Here is an 18026-nt window from a genome sequence, read left to right as displayed (position 1 = left end):
CGACTGCTGGTTATATTTGTTTGCTTAATCATATTCTCGTTTGTTCTTTTTGATCGGTCTCTCGCTTGTTCAGACCCCCATCCCCCTAACTTAGGGGGCTAAGGCGAAAAACTGGGGGCAAAGGTATAACAATCTTTTGGAACGACCAAACTTTGTGAAAAAAAGTTTGCAATGGCAAGAGATTCTTTGATCTGAAACTCGATGAAATTATTGCTTATCACGATCAACAATATCGGTCATCAACTTGATGTCGATATTGGAAATACTGTTTCGGGTGAGCAACGAGAGATCCTGAGCAAATGCGTCGGCAAGCGAGACAGATTCCTTTTGCACATAAGTTTTGAACAAATCGGCAGCAGCAGCAACCTTCCCGACAAACCATTTGCAGTAACCGGCATTCAGATAATCAGCATTTTCTGCTTCGGCAGACGACAGAAGATCGTCGTAAATGGGTTCGGCTTGGACTGATTTACATAGCAACATCTGCCCCCAAGCGATCGCCCGACGAATGTTTTTGTCGTCGGGATAATCGAGATTCAGCCGAAACAGTCCGTTGACTCCTTGTTCGACATCCCCGCAATTGATCTGCGATATAGCGAGGTTCAACGCATCATGTCGGTTGTCGGGATGCTTTTCCAGCAACATGGAATAACCCTTCACCGCCGACGCGAAGTCACCGCAATAGAAATCTGCCAGTGCTCGTCCCCGCAAAGCCCGAAGATTATCAGGATCTCTGTGCAAAATCTGCGCATACAATGTCTGTGCATCCGCATAACGTCCATCATGAATGGCCAACGTTGCACGCATAAATAGATCTTCGGCAAGGGTGGGTTCCTGATAATGAGCACACATTTCAGCGGTTGCCCCATAGTGCTTCCGCTTCAAAAGAAAGCGTTTCAACTCGCGCGATTCAAGCAAGAACAACGCCCGATCGAATGCATCGTTGGTGAAAAAGAGAGCTCGCCAGGTTGGCGATTCGCATTCAAAAGGATTCCGAAAATCATTTCGATAAGGATAAACACGAAAGAATCGATAGAGATCTTGCAGATAAATGCGCCGAATGTAAGCCGCACTGCTCATGTCAAAACCAGTGTCGGTAGGTCCCATCGCTTCTCCGCTATTGAGAATTTCGCGCACGTTGGGCGGCAAACGATTGACAACAGACAACAAGGCGAGCGCAAACGAATATTTATCCGAGTCGCAGAAAGGTCCCTTGCGCAACAAAACCTCCATGAATTTATAACCTTCCAGCTGTTCATTCACGCCTCTTAAAGCGGGGTGTTCGACATAAAATGGACAAAACCAGTTGCTCAACGTGTTGAAGAATGGGAATCGTTTCATTTGCGAGAACCCGCCGAAATAAATATCAGCACCGGCCCGTTGCATGTCGGCCATGCGCTTGAAACTGTCTTCCACCTCCTCCATGGCACGATCGGCAGCCCCGGGATCAAGAATGTCCTGCATCGGATCTTCTTCTTTCTCTTTAATTCCGAAGCGCGTGATCTGCAAATTATTGTTCTTCATCAGATTCGGAATGATGTCGCGCTGAAGCTCATCGTTGTCGCGTTCGGCATTCAGACAGTAAAACACCTGCATCTGCAACTCCAATAAATCGCGGCGAAGAGTCTCGTTCTTACACAATTCCGACACCTTATCCCACAGTTGGTGGAAGATTCGGTGGGTCTTATCGGGCATGGCAAACACCCAACCCACGAGGGCGCGCTGCCGTATATGCTCATCAGAAGCGCGGCCATACACATTGATCAAAGTCATGATCTTGCGAACGTCGAAGACATTCATGGCCGACAACATCACGGCGCTCACCAACAGTTGGGCGTCGTTTGTGTCGATGGTTGGCGACAAAATGAGTTGTTCGAAACCCTCTGCCGTATCGGCATTCCATGGAGGTGAGAGAGAATCACATCAAACAGTGCTGCAATATACGCTTGATGAGACGCGTAAAGAGCGTCTTTCGTCGGGCGATTAACGCTTTCCGACTCCAAGGACAACATCGTCACATCTTGCACAAAACTTTCAAGCCGGCGGCGAATGTCATCCCGACTCTGATTGCCTGGCGGCAATGTCATGGCAGCCAAGCGATAAGCCTGACTCTCCTGAATCTTGACTGACACACGCAGATAGCTCCAAACGCGATATAACTTGCGCAACATGCCCTCGTAAAGCGTAGCCCGCTTATCGTCTTGATAGCCTTTGAGCATGAAGTCTTTCATCAATTCATAATCCTGACTCACATTTTCCAACATACCGGAAACGGCGGGATCAGTCTGTCGACGATGAATTGTTGCAGCAAACGTAATGTTTTCCCCACACTCTCTTCATCGAGCAGCGCGGATTCTATCTCTTTCAATGATTCCTTTTCACTCATTGTCAATACTTCTGTGCACGTAAAACATCCTGGATTCGAGGCTTTGCCGCGTGTTCAAAGTGCATCTTCGGCAAAGCCTTGACAGTCTTTTTATCCGCCCCGCAATACTTCATGATCAGGTCGGAATAATGTTGCAATCCTCGTTCATTCAGCGAATCGCAAGCCATATCATAAGCTTTGATGAAAGTCTGAATCTGCTTTCGGCGGCGCGCATCGCGCATGGCTGCTGTCCGGAAAGCAATGACACCGAAACGGATGCCCTTGTCTCGGCTGTCCATCAGCACGGGGTGGCGATATAACCGGGCCGTAGTGGCCTGCGGTTCGGTAAGCAACATCGCGTCCATCTCATTGTTGAGCAACATCCGCAAACGAATCTGCACATCGTTGATCTGCACACGAAAGACATCGTATTTGGGCTTGGCGCTGTCTACGGCGAGGTCGGCCAAATAATCGGTAGCCGAGAAACGCGTCATCGCAATCATCTTGTCAGACAACTGCTTCAACTCTTTCACACGCGCCAAACGGTTGCTTACCAGTTGCCAATAAGCATTTGTGGCAGCGACATACGTCAACGGCGTACCCCGTTTCTTTATTCTTTCGGCACGAACGAGATCCGTCACCGCACCTTCTATACTACCGCCGATGAGCGCCGTATCGCCATCCATCTGCGCATTCCAGCGTCGCAGTCGGACGTCTACATGCAACGTGTCAAACAGTCGGCGCTCTTTGGCCAAAAAGATCGGCATGCCGTCTAAGGTGGGCAGCACCGCCACTTTCAACGCCAAGGAATCTTCGGTCTTCTGTTTAGCCCTTTCCGCCTTTGTAATTCGCTGTTTTTCGTCATACGATTGACCGCAAGACGCCACGAGAATAAGTGCTGTTAAGAATGCGCAAAAATATTTCATCACTTCCATTTCATTCAAAAAAGGGCGCTCGGCTTATTACAAACACGAGTCGCCCTTCCGAGTTTCTATTCATTGAATGTGCAATATTAGCGTTGGCAAAAGTACGAATTATTTTTATTGTTACAAAATTTCTTCGTACTTTTGTCACATCATGGCAAAAGACAAGATCGCTTATGTCTGCTCGAATTGCGGACAAGAATCGCCCAAATGGATAGGAAAATGCCCGAGTTGCGGCCAATGGAACACCTTCAAAGAGATTCGCATTGCCAGCGAAACAGGGTCGATGGCAGCCAAAGCAGCCGCTCATTCGGTGCTGAATCACGCCGAATCAGCACACAAAAACCGTCCGCTGTCGCTCCGTAATATCTCGGCACAAGACGAACCACGCATCGATCTGCACGACGAAGAGCTGAATCGCGTTCTCGGAGGTGGCTTGGTGCACGGTTCCATCGTGCTTTTGGGAGGCGAACCGGGTATCGGAAAGAGTACGCTTACGCTGCAAACGATTCTTCATTTACCCGAAAAGCGAATCCTCTATGTCAGCGGCGAGGAGAGCGCTCACCAACTGAAATTACGCGCCGACCGCATTGCTGCACAGCTGCCACAAGCCGACAACGCAGCGATAGACAATGTACTGATTCTCTGCGAGACATCGTTGGAACGCATCTTTGATCACGTCCGCGATGTGAAACCCGACATTCTGATCGTCGATAGTATTCAGACCATTGCCACGGAAGACGTAGACAGTTCGCCAGGAAGCATCACGCAGGTGCGCGAATGTGCCTCGGCACTGCTCCGTTTTGCTAAAACGAGCGGCATTCCGGTGCTACTTATCGGTCATATCACCAAAGAAGGCACCCTGGCCGGGCCTAAAATCTTAGAACATATCGTAGATACGGTCATCCAATTCGAGGGCGATCAACATTATATGTATCGCATTCTGCGCAGCATCAAGAATCGATTTGGTTCCACTTCGGAGTTAGGAATCTATGAAATGCAGCAGACTGGCCTGCGCCAAGTGAGCAATCCGAGTGAGCTTTTGCTCACACCCGACCGCGAAGAAGGCCTCAGCGGCATTGCCATCAGTAGTGCTATCGAAGGCGTCAGACCATTCTTAGTGGAGACACAAGCGCTGGTTTCATCAGCTGCTTACGGCACGCCGCAGCGTTCGGCAACTGGTTTCGATCAGCGAAGACTCAATATGCTGCTCGCAGTTCTCGAAAAACGCGTGGGATTCAAGCTCATGCAGAAGGATGTTTTCATCAATATCGCCGGCGGACTACGCGTGACCGATCTCGCCATAGACCTCAGCATCATTGCCGCCGTGTTGTCGAGTAACGTCGACACAGCCATAGAAGCAGGCTGGTGTATGGCCGGTGAGGTGGGACTCAGCGGCGAAGTACGTCCCATCAACCGCATTGAGCAGCGCATAGCAGAAGCAGAGAAGTTGGGGTTCACCGATATGATCATCCCCAAATACAATCTCAGCGGTCTCGACTCCAAGAAATATGCCATCCATCTCCATCCCGTTCGCAAGGTGGAAGAAGCTTTGCGTGCTTTATTCGGATAACGGACACACGGCATATAGGCCTCGCTCAACGACTGCCAACACGCCATTCGGGACAAAAAACAAAAATTCCCTGCCTCGAAAACCGCAATCTCTTATCTTTTTCGTAATTTTGCGGGCGAATTAAAGCGTATTTTCAAATTTATAAATCATTTAATCACATGAAGATTGATCAATTTAACTTTGCCGGGAAAAAGGCAATCGTCCGCGTGGATTTCAACGTTCCTTTGGACGAAAATGGTAATGTGACAGACGACACACGCATTCGCGGCGCACTACCCACACTGAAAAAGATTCTTGCCGACGGCGGTTCGGTGATTATGATGAGCCACATGGGCAAGCCAAAAGGCAAAGTCAATCCTAAACTTTCACTCTCACAGATCGTTAAGAAAGTATCCGAACGTCTCGGAGTCGATGTTAAATTCGCCGACGATTGTGCTAACGCTAGTGCTGCAGCAGCTGCGTTGAAGCCCGGTGAAGCATTGTTGCTGGAAAACCTGCGTTTTTATCCCGAAGAGGAAGGTAAACCCGTAGGCGTGGAAAAAGGTACGCCCGAATACGATGCAGCTAAAAAAGAGATGAAAGCTAAGCAGAAAACATTTGCCGAAAAACTCGCTTCTTATGCCGATGTTTACGTGAACGACGCTTTCGGAACAGCTCACCGCAAACACGCTTCAACCGCTGTTATCGCCGATTTCTTCGCCCCCGACGCTAAAATGCTCGGTTTCCTGATGGAAAAAGAAGTGACAGCTATTAATAATGTATTAAAGAACGCGCAGCATCCTTTCACTGCCATCATCGGCGGAAGCAAAGTAAGCTCTAAGTTGGGTGTCATCAAAAACCTGCTCGACAAGGTGGACAATCTCATCATCGGCGGCGGAATGGGCTATACATTCGTCAAAGCTCAGGGTGGTCATATCGGTGAATCGCTCCACGAAGACGATCTGATGCCCGAGGCATTGAATGTCATCGCCGCAGCCAAAGAGAAAGGCGTGAACCTCAGTTTGTCCGTTGCCACGGTGGCAGCCGATCGTTTTGCCAACGACGCCAACCGCAAAGTGGTGCCCATCGAGAATATTCCCGACGGTTGGGAAGGTATGGATGCCTCTGAGCAATCACTCGAAATCTGGAAGAAGATTATCCTTGATTCGAAGACGATCTTATGGAATGGTCCTGTGGGCGTATTCGAATTTGAGAACTTCGCACACGGAACGGGCGAAATAGCCAAGTATGTTGCCGAGGCAACTCAGCATAACGGCGCCTACTCTTTGGTAGGTGGCGGCGACTCGGTAGCAGCAGTCAACAAATTCGGTTTGGCCGACAAGGTTTCTTATGTGTCCACAGGCGGCGGTGCAATGCTTGAAGCCATTGAGGGAAAAGTGCTTCCAGGCGTGGCAGCTATCGAAGGATAACTTCGTCGTCAGACAAGAAAAGAAAAGGGGGAAGACATTGGTGTCTTCCTCCTTTTTTCATAGCTGTCAAGTTCTTGACCAACAGTCGCAACGCTCTTTTCGATCATTCCTCTCCTAAGTAACCTCTTTCGACGCTGCGAAAAGCCGTTAAAAGGCGCACAAAAAGGCGTTATTTAGAAGCTCATTAAGCGTTATTTAGAAGCTACTTCAATACTTTTGGGTTCGTCCCAATTGCTGCCATCCTCGCCCATTCGCTCCAAAAGGCGACTCACATAGTCACGTTTCCAATCACTGGCGTGATACCGCTGGTCGCCGAACAACAAAATATCGATGTCGATTTTCACGACGCCTCGCTTGCGTTCGGCACGCAAACTGCCGATCGAACGTTCCACTTGTTTTAGCGCCCGATACAATTGATCGACACCGTGATGCGTGTATCCCACAGCCAAACAGTTCAAAAAACGATCGGACTCGATGCCAAGCGGATCCGTCCACATCGTTTCCGAGAAAACCACTTCCCCATTCAAGAGACGTTCCAACTTGTGTTGCGCCAACTGCATATTCGATTCCTGATTCTCGTTCGACCCCAAGGCCAATATCAATTTTTGTCTTTTACCCATGTGATAAACGCTCCATCCAAACATGATTCGTGATCATTTATTTGCTATTTAGCCGTTACAAAATTAATAAAAAGCATAAACTTGCCCAATTGCTTTCACCTTTTTTATTACAAACCGTTAAATACCCACACGCTATTTGAAAATCTAAACATCCCGCTTTTATTTCTCGCCTTTATTCCGTAAATTTGCGTTCAAATTGTCACATAGATGAAAAAACTCACGGTCTTGTTGCTCACCATCCTACTGGTACTGCCTATCAGTGCCCAAATGAAATGGAATCGGCAATACCAAACATATATCGATCAGTATAAGGATTTGGCCATCGAGCAGATGAAACGATATCGCATTCCAGCCAGCATCACCTTGGCACAAGGGCTATTTGAGAGCAGGGCCGGACAGAGCGAGTTCGCTTTGCGCAGCAACAATCACTTCGGCATCAAATGCCATGGCTGGACCGGTAAGACGGTTTATCACGATGACGATGCCTCGAACGAATGTTTCCGCGCCTATGACAATGTGTTCGACAGTTTCGAAGACCACAGTAAGTTTTTAGCAAGGAGCTCGCGCTACAAACGATTATTCGCTCTCAGCGAAACCGATTACCGCGGTTGGGCTTACGGATTGAAGGAATGCGGCTATGCAACAAACCCGCAATATGCCGTGAAACTGATTCAGATTATTGAGCTCTATAAGCTGTACCAGTATGACACTGCCCGCAGTTACGATCGGTTTATGGCCGAACGGGCCGGTCACGACAAGCCAGCGGGGCCCGGTCTGCGGTTGCATCCTATTCGGATTTACAACAAGAACTATTATCTGCAAGCCCGCGAGGGCGACACATTCCGCTCGATCGGCGAAGAAGTGGGTATCTCTTATCGGGCACTCGCACGCTATAACGAGCGCAATAAACGAGATGTGTTGCATCAGGGAGATATTATTTACCTGAAAAAGAAACGTCGGAAAGCAGATAAGGCTTATAAAAATCGGCCGCATGTGGTGAAAGCCGGAGAGAGCATGTATAGCATTTCGCAGCTTTATGGCATACGATTGAAGTCGCTATATAAGAAGAATCGACTGCCGGAAGACTATCAAATACGCGTTGGAGACACACTTAAAGTTTACTAAGATATGAGAAAAACATTTTTGATAGGCCTGCTCTTGTGCGGGACCTTGTGCGCAAATGCACAGACTTTTGACAACTATTTCGAAGACCGGACACTGCGTTTGGACTACAATTTTGCCGGAAACGCCCGGGAGCAAACCATCTCTTTGGATGAGCTTTCGGTCATCCCGCATTGGTATGGCAGGCATCAACGCCTGTCGGAATTGCCTGTCGAGGGAAACGGACAGATCACCGTGCGCGACCATAAGACAGGAAACGTGATCTATCGCAATAGCTTCTCCACGCTGTTTCAGGAGTGGCTGTCATATCCCGAAGCACAAAAGACACGCCGATCATTTGAAAACGTGTTCCTCATTCCGATGCCGAAAGACACTGTGGACATCACACTCGACCTCAGAAATAATCGTCGTGAGGTGATGGCTTCATTCCGCCATCAAGTCGCTCCAACTGATATTCTCATCCGGCATATCGGTGAGAAGAGTGTCACTCCTTATGTTACGCTTCAAAAAGCAGCCGATCCTGCACGCTGCATCCATATTGCTTACATTGCCGAAGGCTATAAAAGCGAAGAGATGCAAACGTTTATAGACGATGCAAAAATGGCCATGGAGGCACTGTTTGCACACGAACCGTTCAAGTCTATGCGTGATCGCTTCAACATCGTAGCCGTGAAATCGCCTTCGGCAGACAGCGGAACGAGTTATCCTTCAAAAGGGATTTGGAAGAACACAGCTCTCCATTCGCATTTCGACACATTTTACAGCAACCGCTATCTCACCACACTCAGTTTGAAAGATCTGCATAATTGGCTGGCAGGTACGCCTTATGAGCACATCATCGTGCTGGTAAATACCGAAGAATACGGTGGCGGTGGCATTCTCAATTCATATAATCTGTCGATGACTCACCACAAGATGTTTCGTCCTGTGGTCGTTCATGAGTTCGGGCATAGCTTTGCAGGGCTGGCAGACGAATACGCTTACGAGGCCGAACAGATCCCAATGTATCCGCATGATATAGAACCTTGGGAACCAAATATCACAACGCTGAAAGACTTTCATGGTAAATGGGAAGGTCTCATCAAGAAAAAGACACCCATCCCCACTCCACTCGGTAAAGACAAGAGCATAGTCGGCGCCTTTGAAGGAGCTGGTTATAGCCTCAAAGGCGTATATCGACCCATGCAAGACTGTCGCATGCGTACCAATGATAATCCTGAATTCTGTGCAGCTTGTCGTTTGGCACTTACCAAACTCATCGATTTTTACACGAAATAAAAAGATTGATGATTGAAAATGGAGAGTTAGTTGTTTTGATTGCAATATCTATCAACGCTCCACTTTCAACCATCAACACTTGTGTCACTTATAATAAGACGTAGGAATATATACCTATCAACTTCCCACGTTCAACGATCAACTCATTTCATAAACCACTTGCATCAGTGTCTTTCCTAATGCATCAGCCTCTTCCGGAGTAGCAGCCTCACTATAAACACGGATAATTGGCTCGGTGTTACTCTTGCGGAGATGCACCCACTTATCTGCAAAGTCGATCTTAACACCGTCAATATCATTCACAGTTTCATTCTTATAGAGTTCCTTTACCTTAGTCAGAATCGCGTCAACGTCCGTAGAAGGCGTGAGATCGATACGGTTTTTGGCAATGTAATAAGTGGGGAACGACTTACGCAATTCACTCACCTTGCATCCCTTGTGTGCCAAACTCGATAGGAACAAGGCTATACCCACCAAGGCATCACGCCCATAATGGCTCTCGGGATAGATCACTCCGCCGTTGCCCTCACCACCAATGACAGCATGAACAGCCTTCATCTGCGTGGTGACATTCACCTCGCCTACGGCCGAAGCCATATATTTCCCACCGTGTTTTTCGGTTACGTCGCGCAAAGCACGCGTCGAACTGAGATTAGACACCGTATTACCGGGCGTGTGAGAGAGCACATAATCGGCCACGCTCACCAGTGTATATTCCTCTCCAAACATGGTTCCGTCTTCGCAGATAAAAGCCAAACGATCCACATCCGGGTCGACTACGATACCGAGATCATACTTTCCACCAGCCATTTCGCCCATAATGCCGCCGAGATTCTTCTCCAACGGTTCGGGATTATGTGCAAAGTCGCCATTGGCCTCACCATTGAGGGATTTATATTCCACTCCCAGTGCCTTGAGCAAATCGGGTAAGATAATACCGCCTACACTGTTGATGCTGTCCACGACAACCTTAAAATGTGCCTTGCGAATAGCTTCGACATCCACCAATTTCAAATCAAGCACGCTGTCGATATGACGCTGGTTGAATGTCGCATCATCCGAGTAACGCCCCAAATGATCCACATCGGCATAGTCGAAGTCCTCTCTTTCGGCAATATCTAACACTTCTGCGCCTTCCGAAGCAGTCAGAAACTCCCCTTCGTTATTCAAGAGTTTGAGTGCGTTCCAATGTCGCGGATTATGGCTGGCAGTAATAATAATGCCGCCGTCGGCCCCTGACCAACGTACAGCCAACTCTGTTGTGGGCGTCGTTGCAAGACCGATGTTGACGACATCATAACCCATCCCCATCAGCGTACCACATACGACGCTCTTCACCATGTCTCCGGAGATGCGTGCATCACGACCAACAACAATCTTATTGGAACCATTCAGACGACTCTTCCGAATAAATGTGGCATAGGCCGAAGTAAATTTCACGATGTCGAGCGGATTCAAGGTGTCGCCCGCGCGTCCGCCAATCGTACCGCGGATACCCGAAATTGATTTGATTAATGTCATTATCTAGTTGTTTAAAAACTGCTTATAAACCGCGTTGAAACGTCAACACGTAAAGTGCAGGGTACACTCGCTGCGTAGCAACAGTAGTACCTTGTCGTGAGGAACGATCAGTTTGACTTTCGCCAACGCATCATCAGCTTTGACAGGACGCCCAATATTGACATAATTGAATGCCGTGAGCCATCCCGCCGGCACTGCTGCGCTACGATAAGCTGTCTGCATCACGCTGAAACCGGAAACGAAAGATCCTTGGAAGGTTCCCGAGTTATTAACAACGGTCATCTTATCGTCGAAGAAAGAAAACTGCAACACATTGTTGGTAAGCTGCACAGAGTCTGGGTTAGACAGCAGATTGTACTCCGAGAATCGACACAGCACCGTGGCCGTCTCGCCATCTGCGATCTTCTTTCCGCATCCTTGACGGAGAACCTGCATATAAACACCCGAACTCTCAAATAACACAAATTCATTCTTAATCGTATCCGTCACCTCGCCCGCTGCTTTAAAGTCGGCTTCGGAGATCACCTTAATCCCCTTGTCACGGATATACGAATTGATGGCTTGACGCTCTTTCTTTTTCTGGTCAGCATAAGTTTCCGAATCGCTACATGCAACCAAGAGCGCAGCTCCGGTCAATATCAGGAATAAAAAGGACAGTCTTTTCACGTGAAATCTATTTAATTATTAGGTGCAAATATAGGTAATTCCAACAATATGAGTGCATCTTTTTCGATTTATTAGGATTTTAAGAGATCTCCGAAATGGATAATTGCCTTGCGCACCACATCTTCGGCTTCGGTCATGCTGCACTGCAATTTGCCGCCACTGGCATTGAGGTGGCCGCCACCATTAAAGAACTCTTCGGCCATACGATTACAAGGAAAATCATCGACAGAACGCAAACTGACCCAGATCAGATTCTCCCGACGATCATCCTCGCGCAATGAAATAGACAACTTCATGCCTTTGATCTTCAAAGGCTCATTCACCAAACCTTCGGCATCGCCTTTTATGAAATGAAACCGTTTCATCTCTTGTTTCGTAATCGTAAAGTACGAGGCGTGGAAATTGTCGATTATGTTGAGTTTCTGATACATCATATACCCGCGCAAACGAATTGCCCATGAGCTATAATTATTGAACACATGGCGATAGATCTTATCTTTATCGATGTCTTTGGTGAGCAACTGACCGATGATAAAATAAATCTCAGGACGTGAAGAATTATAAGTGAAACCGCCCGTGTCTGTCATCATTCCGCAATAAATATCTATCGCACATCTGCGCGACATCGCCGCAAAGCCTCCCAATTGATAAATAATGCGAAAGACGATCTCACTCGTACTGCACATGCTGGTGTTCGACACCGTGAGGACCGTCTCCATAGACGGCGACAGATGGTGATCAAACATGATCTTGGGCGCAACGGCACGATCCAAGGCGTCCTGCATATCATCTACCCGACTTGAATTGTTGAAATCCAAACAAAAAATCAAATCTGCTTCTGACAAGAATTGGTCGGCCTCTGCCCCATGCTTATCATACCGGACCACCCGCTCCGTGCACGGAAGCCATTGCAAAAAGTCGGGATAAGCATCCGGAATAACCACTTTCGGCTTCTTGCCCAAGCTCTCGAGATAGTCGGCCCATGCCAGCGAAGATCCCAGCGCATCGCCGTCGGGCGACTTGTGGCAACAGATCACAATATGTTCTGCTCGGGCTATATGTTGTCTGAGCGAGATCACGTCGACCTCATTGAGGATGTCTATATTCATCATGGATGCAAAGATACGAAAAAAAGGCGCACCCGTGATGCGCCTCCTTATGAAATCACATGCTCTAAAACAGTTTTTCGGGATAAACACCCTCGTTGATGAGCTGCTTAATGCGCATCACCGTACCATCGCGATCGGCAGCATAAGTCACACCAAACCACTTGCTCGTGGTATCGAGCACCTTAACCGTTGCCGTCTTCTCGTTCACCAGTTTGTTGATCATCAAGGGAATAAAGAATTCTGCTTTCAGATTCTCCCGGTTCTTTGGATCAGACAGAAACTCTCTAAAATAGGCATCGCTATGTGTAAAATAGTCGGGAGTAAAACCCCACATATTCATCGACACGGGCGTATTGTCATCGATACCGACCCAAGCTCCCTGCTCGTCTTTATACGACACTGTACCATTTACCCGCATTACTTCCGTGCGCTCCACCACTGTTGATAGATTGCCAGCAGCGTCTGTAGAGCAAACACCACGTGCCACCGTACCATTTTCGCTCAGCGTGTTTCCCACGCGGAACCCTACCATAGCATAGTGATTGGTGCTCTTCTCAGGTAGCTCAGCTAAAAATTTTCCTATGACCATAAACGCATCGCGATTGTAGAAGTCATCACAATTAATCACGCAGAAAGGTTCGCGGATCACACCCTCGGCCATCATCACGGCGTGATTAGTTCCCCATGGTTTCTGACGACCCTCGGGAACGGTAAAGCCTGCGGGCAGACTATCAAGAGATTGGAAACAGATTTCGGCAGGAATATGTCCTTTATACTTAGGCATAATCTTCTTGCGGAAATCCTCTTCAAAATCTTTCCGAATCACGAAGACAATCTTTCCAAATCCTGCCTTAATTGCGTCATAGATCGAATAGTCCATGATCGTTTCGCCGTTGGGTCCCAGGCCGTCGAGTTGTTTTAATCCTCCATATCGGCTCCCCATGCCGGCAGCCAGAAGCAATAATGTCGGTTTCATATTTATTCTGTTTTAATGAGTTAGAAATTACCTTGCAAAAGTAATACTTTTTGCTGGCAAACATTTCCTATCTCACTATCTTTTTTACATATAATGCTCAAATCTTATGCTTTCCACGCAAAGAAGCACACATGCTACCACGTCGTTTTTCTCTGATGGTTACACTGTAAGAAAGCGGCTACCCCGGCACAAGTTGCAATATTCATAATTCAACTTCTGATCTCATTTACAGAGAAGTCCCATAGGAGTAACCAACTCCTATGGGACTTCTAAGGCAGTACTATACAACTTCTCGATAAGCGATCAGTAATAGAATTTATTTCCCACTGGATTGGGCCGGAAGTGCATCAGTTGAAGAAGCATTCCATGGCTCTTGATATGGCGATCCATACTCGATCCACGATGGAGCTGATGTACCTTTTAAATAAGTAGAGAAAAATTCCATGAAACGTCTCATCTGATCCCGCTCATTTGTCTCTTCAGAAATGGTGTGGCCCTCGTTAGGATAAGCCAAAAGTATGCAGGGCTTGCGCAGCCTACGCATCGTGATATATAATTCGAGTCCCTGACGCCAGTCCACCGCTTTATCATCAGTCCCGAATGAAAGAAGTAATGGTGATTTGATCTGCCGAGCACAGAAAATAGGTGAATTAGCCTGATACTGATCGGGAATCTCCCACCACGGTCTCCGCATGCGCGCCTGACCCGTCTCGAAGAGTTCTTGATTGGTCTTACCGTTCTCCCAATATACACTATTGTACATACTGACTAAATTCGTCAGTGGTGCACCGGCGATTGCGGCGGCGAACAACGATGTGCATGCAGATAGATAAACCGACTGGTAGGCGCCCCAGCTATGACCGATGACTCCAATGCGGGCAGCATCTACGTCGAGAATTTGATGCAAAACAGAATCGACGGCGTTTCTTACACAGACAACAGCCGATTGACCTGGTCGATTCACCTCATAGTCGATATCAGGTAGGAAAACAAAATAACCTTCCAACACATAATTCATCGTGTTATAAGCGTCACGTGAAGAGGGATAGACAAAGTTGTCAAGCTGCTGCGATTGGCGTTCGTAAAGACGCACAATCATGGGATACTTACGTCCAGGCTGATAATCCGACGGGAAGAATAATGCTCCGTGCAGCATTTTACCACGGGCGCCGGGGTAGGAGATCAAAACACTTTTTCGGATCTTCGGCCGGTAGACCGGCTTGGCTGTTGAAGCTATCAGTTGAACCGACTTGCCATTGTCTGACGAGAAATATAGTTTCGGTGATTCAGTGTTATCTTCCTCTGCAAAGAGACAATTCTGTTTTTTTGCATCCCAGGCAATGCGCGAATAGCTTTTTCGTCCATGCAGCAGTCTGACATGTTTTCTATCAGCCGAATATCGATATATACCCGTCTGACCATCCCTGCTATGACCAATCAATATCAAATTATTGTTCAAAGTAATCGGCTCATTTCCCAACTTCCGAAACTGAATTCCCGACTCTCGGCCATGTGTCAACCGCTTATATTTCATTTCCGGGAGTCTTACGCTCCACAAATCATATTCATCATAGAACAAAAAGGTTTTGTCGTCATCGATAAATCCCAAACTGCCCCATGACGGAGCAACTCCTACAACACCATCATAAGATGTATTGACGAGCGGCCGGTCGGCGCCTAAGAATACACTGTCAGATCGTCCGGTAAGTGTATGGACAAACACCCACCGACCATCTTTAAAGAAATAAACATATTTCTCTTTTAGAGAAAATCTCGGATAGATCGCGCTACTATCGAGAATAGACAAACAGTGTTCGTTTAGCCTATTTTTCAGCTTAATATCACACAATGGCTCACGAAACTGAGGTAAATATCTTCTGTCATTAAAGCATAAGATGTAATTTCCATTAGCCGACGCGTAGGCCCGACACATCGTGGAGTCTTTTAGCCGTTCCCATCGGTCCTCTTGTGGTCTCCACATACAAAAATCACTTTTCATAAGGTTCTCATAATAACGATCATGTTGCGAGAGATGATCTGATGATCTTTCCAATGCCAAACTTCGACATTACTTTCCTTCCGAGTTATCGTCTGACGTCGACGAGATATACCGAAGAATAAAGTTTTCCCGTCAGCTGACCATACCGGATTTTTATGCAGACTGATCTCCATTCCGACAGGCATACATTGTCGGATCGTTTGCGAAAGGACATTTACATGTCTATGCATCGGATTCCAAACCAAAATATCATTTTCTGGTCTCGATTTCATCATGATAACACCATGCGATGTCCATTTTATACTCGTATATTGACCTTTTGGAAGATCGGGGAGACTGGTTTGAAAGTTTGAAAGATCAGTTAATTCGATCTGTGATATTCCGCTGTCAATTTTTGAATGAACAGCATAGACGAGATATTTTCCATCGAGACTAAAAGCATAATCTCCCATCCCGACTATCAATTTGCTCTGCTCCGAATTTAACTTATATAATAAGGTGGTCGGCGAACCTCCTTGATTAGAAAACAGAATGAGAAACTTGCCGTTTGGGGAGAATGAGAAGCGTTCTGCATCCGAAAAAACTTTTTCTTTGCCATCAGTCAGTCTAATCGCTTTAATTTGATAAGGAATGGAAGAATCTTTCGTTTTTTCTCGTGCTGGAATAGAAAAAGCGATCCATTGACCGTCTTTTGAAAATTCAGGCATCGAGGCCGAAGCAAATTGATATTGTTTCCCATTCCTGGTATTCCGGATATATAAAGTATCTTTGTTTTTCTCATACTGAATCCTCCAAAATACCCAATTACCATCTGAAGACAAATCATAATTCAACAGCTTATTCCAATAGGTAAAATCTTTATCACTCGTACCCTTATCTGTTGTCGCTCGACTGTCAGCAAAAAAGAAAAATAATCCTATTAGGAAAAATAAAATGTGTTTCATCATCTATTCACTAATTCTGTCAAAAACTGATCTAAATTTGGATTAGATGGACGATCGGCATTTGAATTTATCCAATTTCCTTCCGGATCGATCAATAAGAAGCGCGGAACCGAACCTAAATTCAATTCTTTTGGCAATCGTGTCCAGTCGCCAGCCCATAATTGTAAGCCGTCTAATTGTTTTTCGTTAAGAAAACGCTTCCAGATGTCTTTCTTTTGATCTATCGATATACTTACGAATTTGATTTTAGCCTGCGCAAACTTTTTTTCAAGTCGTTCAAGATGAGGGATCTCTGCCTTGCACGGCATGCACCATGTTGCCCAAATATCTATATAAACATAGTTGCCGCGCAGTTCAGATAATGAATGAAGCTTACCGGCCGAGTCCTCGTAAATGAAATTTGGAGCTGGTTTTCCTCTTTCTAATTCAGACTGTGGACGCGGAACATCATTACATAATCTGCGACGATTCTCTACTGATAAGAGCGGAAAATATTTCTCCTCAAATTGTCTAAAATCAGCGTAATTAGTCATTGGCACTCGATGCAAGATATATTCTTCACGCAAATTAGGATCAATGATCTCTTTTAGCTGATCGTCGAGTGAAAATCTCTGTTGACGATATATGAAAGTTTGTTTGTAATCAAAATAATTTTTCAAAAGTCGCATCCCGTCAGGTTGTGAAAGAAGCCTATCACTGGTTTCCAGAAACCGATACATAATTTTCTTATAATAAGCCGATTGCTGCTCTTCCGAATCATAGGATCGTTGATTTTTATTGAGATAGACAATAAAATGCCGAAAGAGATCTATCTCAATCATATCTGTTGCCTGTCTGGCGAATGCGCTGTTGAGTTTTTGTAAATGATTGATCAATCCATCAGCTTCTCTTCTAACGGAATCAAATTGACTGAAAAAATCTGCATAATTTTTGGGTCTTTCGTTTATCAGCTTATCTTCTAACTGGTTCCATTGTCTTAACACATCATTTTCTTTATTCCCTGGATCAATGAAGAAGAACTTTCCATCATGATAACCAATTTTTATTATATTTTTTGCATGCAAACAAATTCTGAAATATCGACTGCCATCATAAATATAGTAAAATGATGGTTGAGGAGAAGACGCTATGAGAAATCCGCAGGTTTTATCTGGTGAAATAGTGGTAAAAGCATATTTTATAGGCTCACCATGTGTGGCTGTCACAAGACTGATTTCTTTTGGACAAGATTCTCCTTCCATTTTGAACAGAATTTGAGAAAAATCTTGTGCGTACAACTGAACCACATCCAAGAAAGATAAAAACAATAACAAAACAATGTTTCTTTTCATTTGTCTATATATTCTATTAAGTTTATAAATTGTTCTGATTCGCTGATTAGTTTCTATATTAAAACACACTATATTCTTGCTAAATTATTGCTCGGAAAGTGAAAATCAAGCAGATTTTGATCATCCGAGGCCTCGGAAAGTGAAAATCAAGCGGATTTTGATCATCCGAGGGGTCGGAAAGTGAAAATCG

The 18026-nt window shown here is 46.1% G+C and carries 16 protein-coding genes; 4 read left to right on the top strand and 12 right to left on the bottom strand.

Annotated elements, in window-relative coordinates; translation table 11 throughout:
- Positions 1-207: 207 nt before the first annotated feature.
- From JCM12259_RS14540 to JCM12259_RS08130, 4 genes are read right to left on the bottom strand one after another with little or no spacing between them, the layout of a single operon-like run.
- Positions 208-1863 (bottom strand): tetratricopeptide repeat protein, encoded by a 1656-nt coding sequence (locus tag JCM12259_RS14540; RefSeq protein ID WP_148299598.1) that lies wholly within the window; start codon positions 1861-1863, stop codon positions 208-210.
- A complete protein-coding gene (locus tag JCM12259_RS15845) occupies positions 1821-2264 on the bottom strand; it encodes a hypothetical protein (protein WP_051559252.1) in 444 nt (147 codons plus the stop codon). The genes JCM12259_RS14540 and JCM12259_RS15845 overlap by 43 nt, the downstream gene beginning before the upstream one ends.
- Positions 2249-2386 carry a hypothetical protein gene (locus JCM12259_RS16740; protein WP_159105377.1) on the bottom strand — a complete coding sequence of 46 codons (138 nt, stop codon included), beginning with the start codon at positions 2384-2386 and terminating at the stop codon, positions 2249-2251. The genes JCM12259_RS15845 and JCM12259_RS16740 overlap by 16 nt, the downstream gene beginning before the upstream one ends.
- Before the next feature lie 2 nt (positions 2387-2388).
- The gene (locus JCM12259_RS08130) at positions 2389-3291 is read right to left on the bottom strand and encodes an ABC transporter substrate-binding protein (protein WP_025066093.1); all 903 of its coding nucleotides are present in this window, start codon (positions 3289-3291) and stop codon (positions 2389-2391) included.
- Between the two features lie 151 nt (positions 3292-3442).
- Here JCM12259_RS08130 and radA point away from each other — a divergent pair, with 151 nt between their 5' ends.
- Positions 3443-4861, top strand: coding sequence for a DNA repair protein RadA (radA, locus tag JCM12259_RS08125; protein WP_025066092.1), 1419 nt, complete (start codon positions 3443-3445; stop codon positions 4859-4861).
- Between the two features lie 158 nt (positions 4862-5019).
- A complete protein-coding gene (locus JCM12259_RS08120; RefSeq protein ID WP_025066091.1) occupies positions 5020-6270 on the top strand; it encodes a phosphoglycerate kinase in 1251 nt (416 codons plus the stop codon).
- A gap of 191 nt (positions 6271-6461) precedes the next feature.
- Here JCM12259_RS08120 and JCM12259_RS08115 read toward each other — a convergent pair whose 3' ends face one another.
- Complete coding sequence (locus JCM12259_RS08115; protein ID WP_025066090.1) at positions 6462-6890, bottom strand: 2-amino-4-hydroxy-6-hydroxymethyldihydropteridine diphosphokinase; 429 nt, start codon at positions 6888-6890, stop codon at positions 6462-6464.
- Positions 6891-7097: 207 nt separating this feature from the next.
- On the opposite strand from JCM12259_RS08115, the gene JCM12259_RS08110 reads away from it, so the two are divergent.
- Positions 7098-8015 carry a glucosaminidase domain-containing protein gene (locus JCM12259_RS08110; RefSeq protein WP_025066089.1) on the top strand — a complete coding sequence of 306 codons (918 nt, stop codon included), beginning with the start codon at positions 7098-7100 and terminating at the stop codon, positions 8013-8015.
- 3 nt (positions 8016-8018) lie between these two features.
- Positions 8019-9290, top strand: coding sequence for a M64 family metallopeptidase (locus tag JCM12259_RS08105; protein WP_025066088.1), 1272 nt, complete (start codon positions 8019-8021; stop codon positions 9288-9290).
- 138 nt (positions 9291-9428) lie between these two features.
- Here JCM12259_RS08105 and glmM read toward each other — a convergent pair whose 3' ends face one another.
- The 7 genes from glmM to JCM12259_RS15840 form a co-directional block, all read right to left on the bottom strand.
- Positions 9429-10811 (bottom strand): phosphoglucosamine mutase, encoded by a 1383-nt coding sequence (gene glmM, locus JCM12259_RS08100; protein ID WP_025066087.1) that lies wholly within the window; start codon positions 10809-10811, stop codon positions 9429-9431.
- A gap of 42 nt (positions 10812-10853) precedes the next feature.
- Positions 10854-11477 carry a BamK family beta-barrel-assembly machinery protein gene (bamK, locus tag JCM12259_RS14535; protein ID WP_309546417.1) on the bottom strand — a complete coding sequence of 208 codons (624 nt, stop codon included), beginning with the start codon at positions 11475-11477 and terminating at the stop codon, positions 10854-10856.
- Between the two features lie 71 nt (positions 11478-11548).
- Positions 11549-12586 carry a DHH family phosphoesterase gene (locus JCM12259_RS08090; protein WP_025066086.1) on the bottom strand — a complete coding sequence of 346 codons (1038 nt, stop codon included), beginning with the start codon at positions 12584-12586 and terminating at the stop codon, positions 11549-11551.
- A 64-nt stretch (positions 12587-12650) separates the two neighbouring features.
- Positions 12651-13562, bottom strand: coding sequence for a glycosyltransferase family protein (locus JCM12259_RS08085; protein ID WP_025066085.1), 912 nt, complete (start codon positions 13560-13562; stop codon positions 12651-12653).
- Between the two features lie 316 nt (positions 13563-13878).
- Positions 13879-15543, bottom strand: a complete 1665-nt coding sequence (locus tag JCM12259_RS08080; protein ID WP_159105376.1) for an alpha/beta hydrolase family protein — start codon at positions 15541-15543, stop codon at positions 13879-13881.
- A gap of 14 nt (positions 15544-15557) precedes the next feature.
- On the bottom strand, positions 15558-16508 hold the full coding sequence (locus tag JCM12259_RS08075) for a TolB family protein (protein WP_025066083.1): 951 nt from the start codon (positions 16506-16508) through the stop codon (positions 15558-15560).
- Complete coding sequence (locus JCM12259_RS15840; protein ID WP_025066082.1) at positions 16505-17836, bottom strand: TlpA family protein disulfide reductase; 1332 nt, start codon at positions 17834-17836, stop codon at positions 16505-16507. Before JCM12259_RS15840 ends, JCM12259_RS08075 begins: the two co-directional genes overlap by 4 nt.
- Positions 17837-18026 lie beyond the last annotated feature (190 nt).

Source organism: Hoylesella enoeca JCM 12259 (genome assembly GCF_000613405.1).
In the GTDB taxonomy this organism is placed as follows: Bacteria; Bacteroidota; Bacteroidia; order Bacteroidales; family Bacteroidaceae; genus Prevotella; species Prevotella enoeca.
The sequence above is the reverse complement of the archived record's forward strand: the minus strand, read 5'-3'. Positions and strand labels throughout refer to the sequence as shown.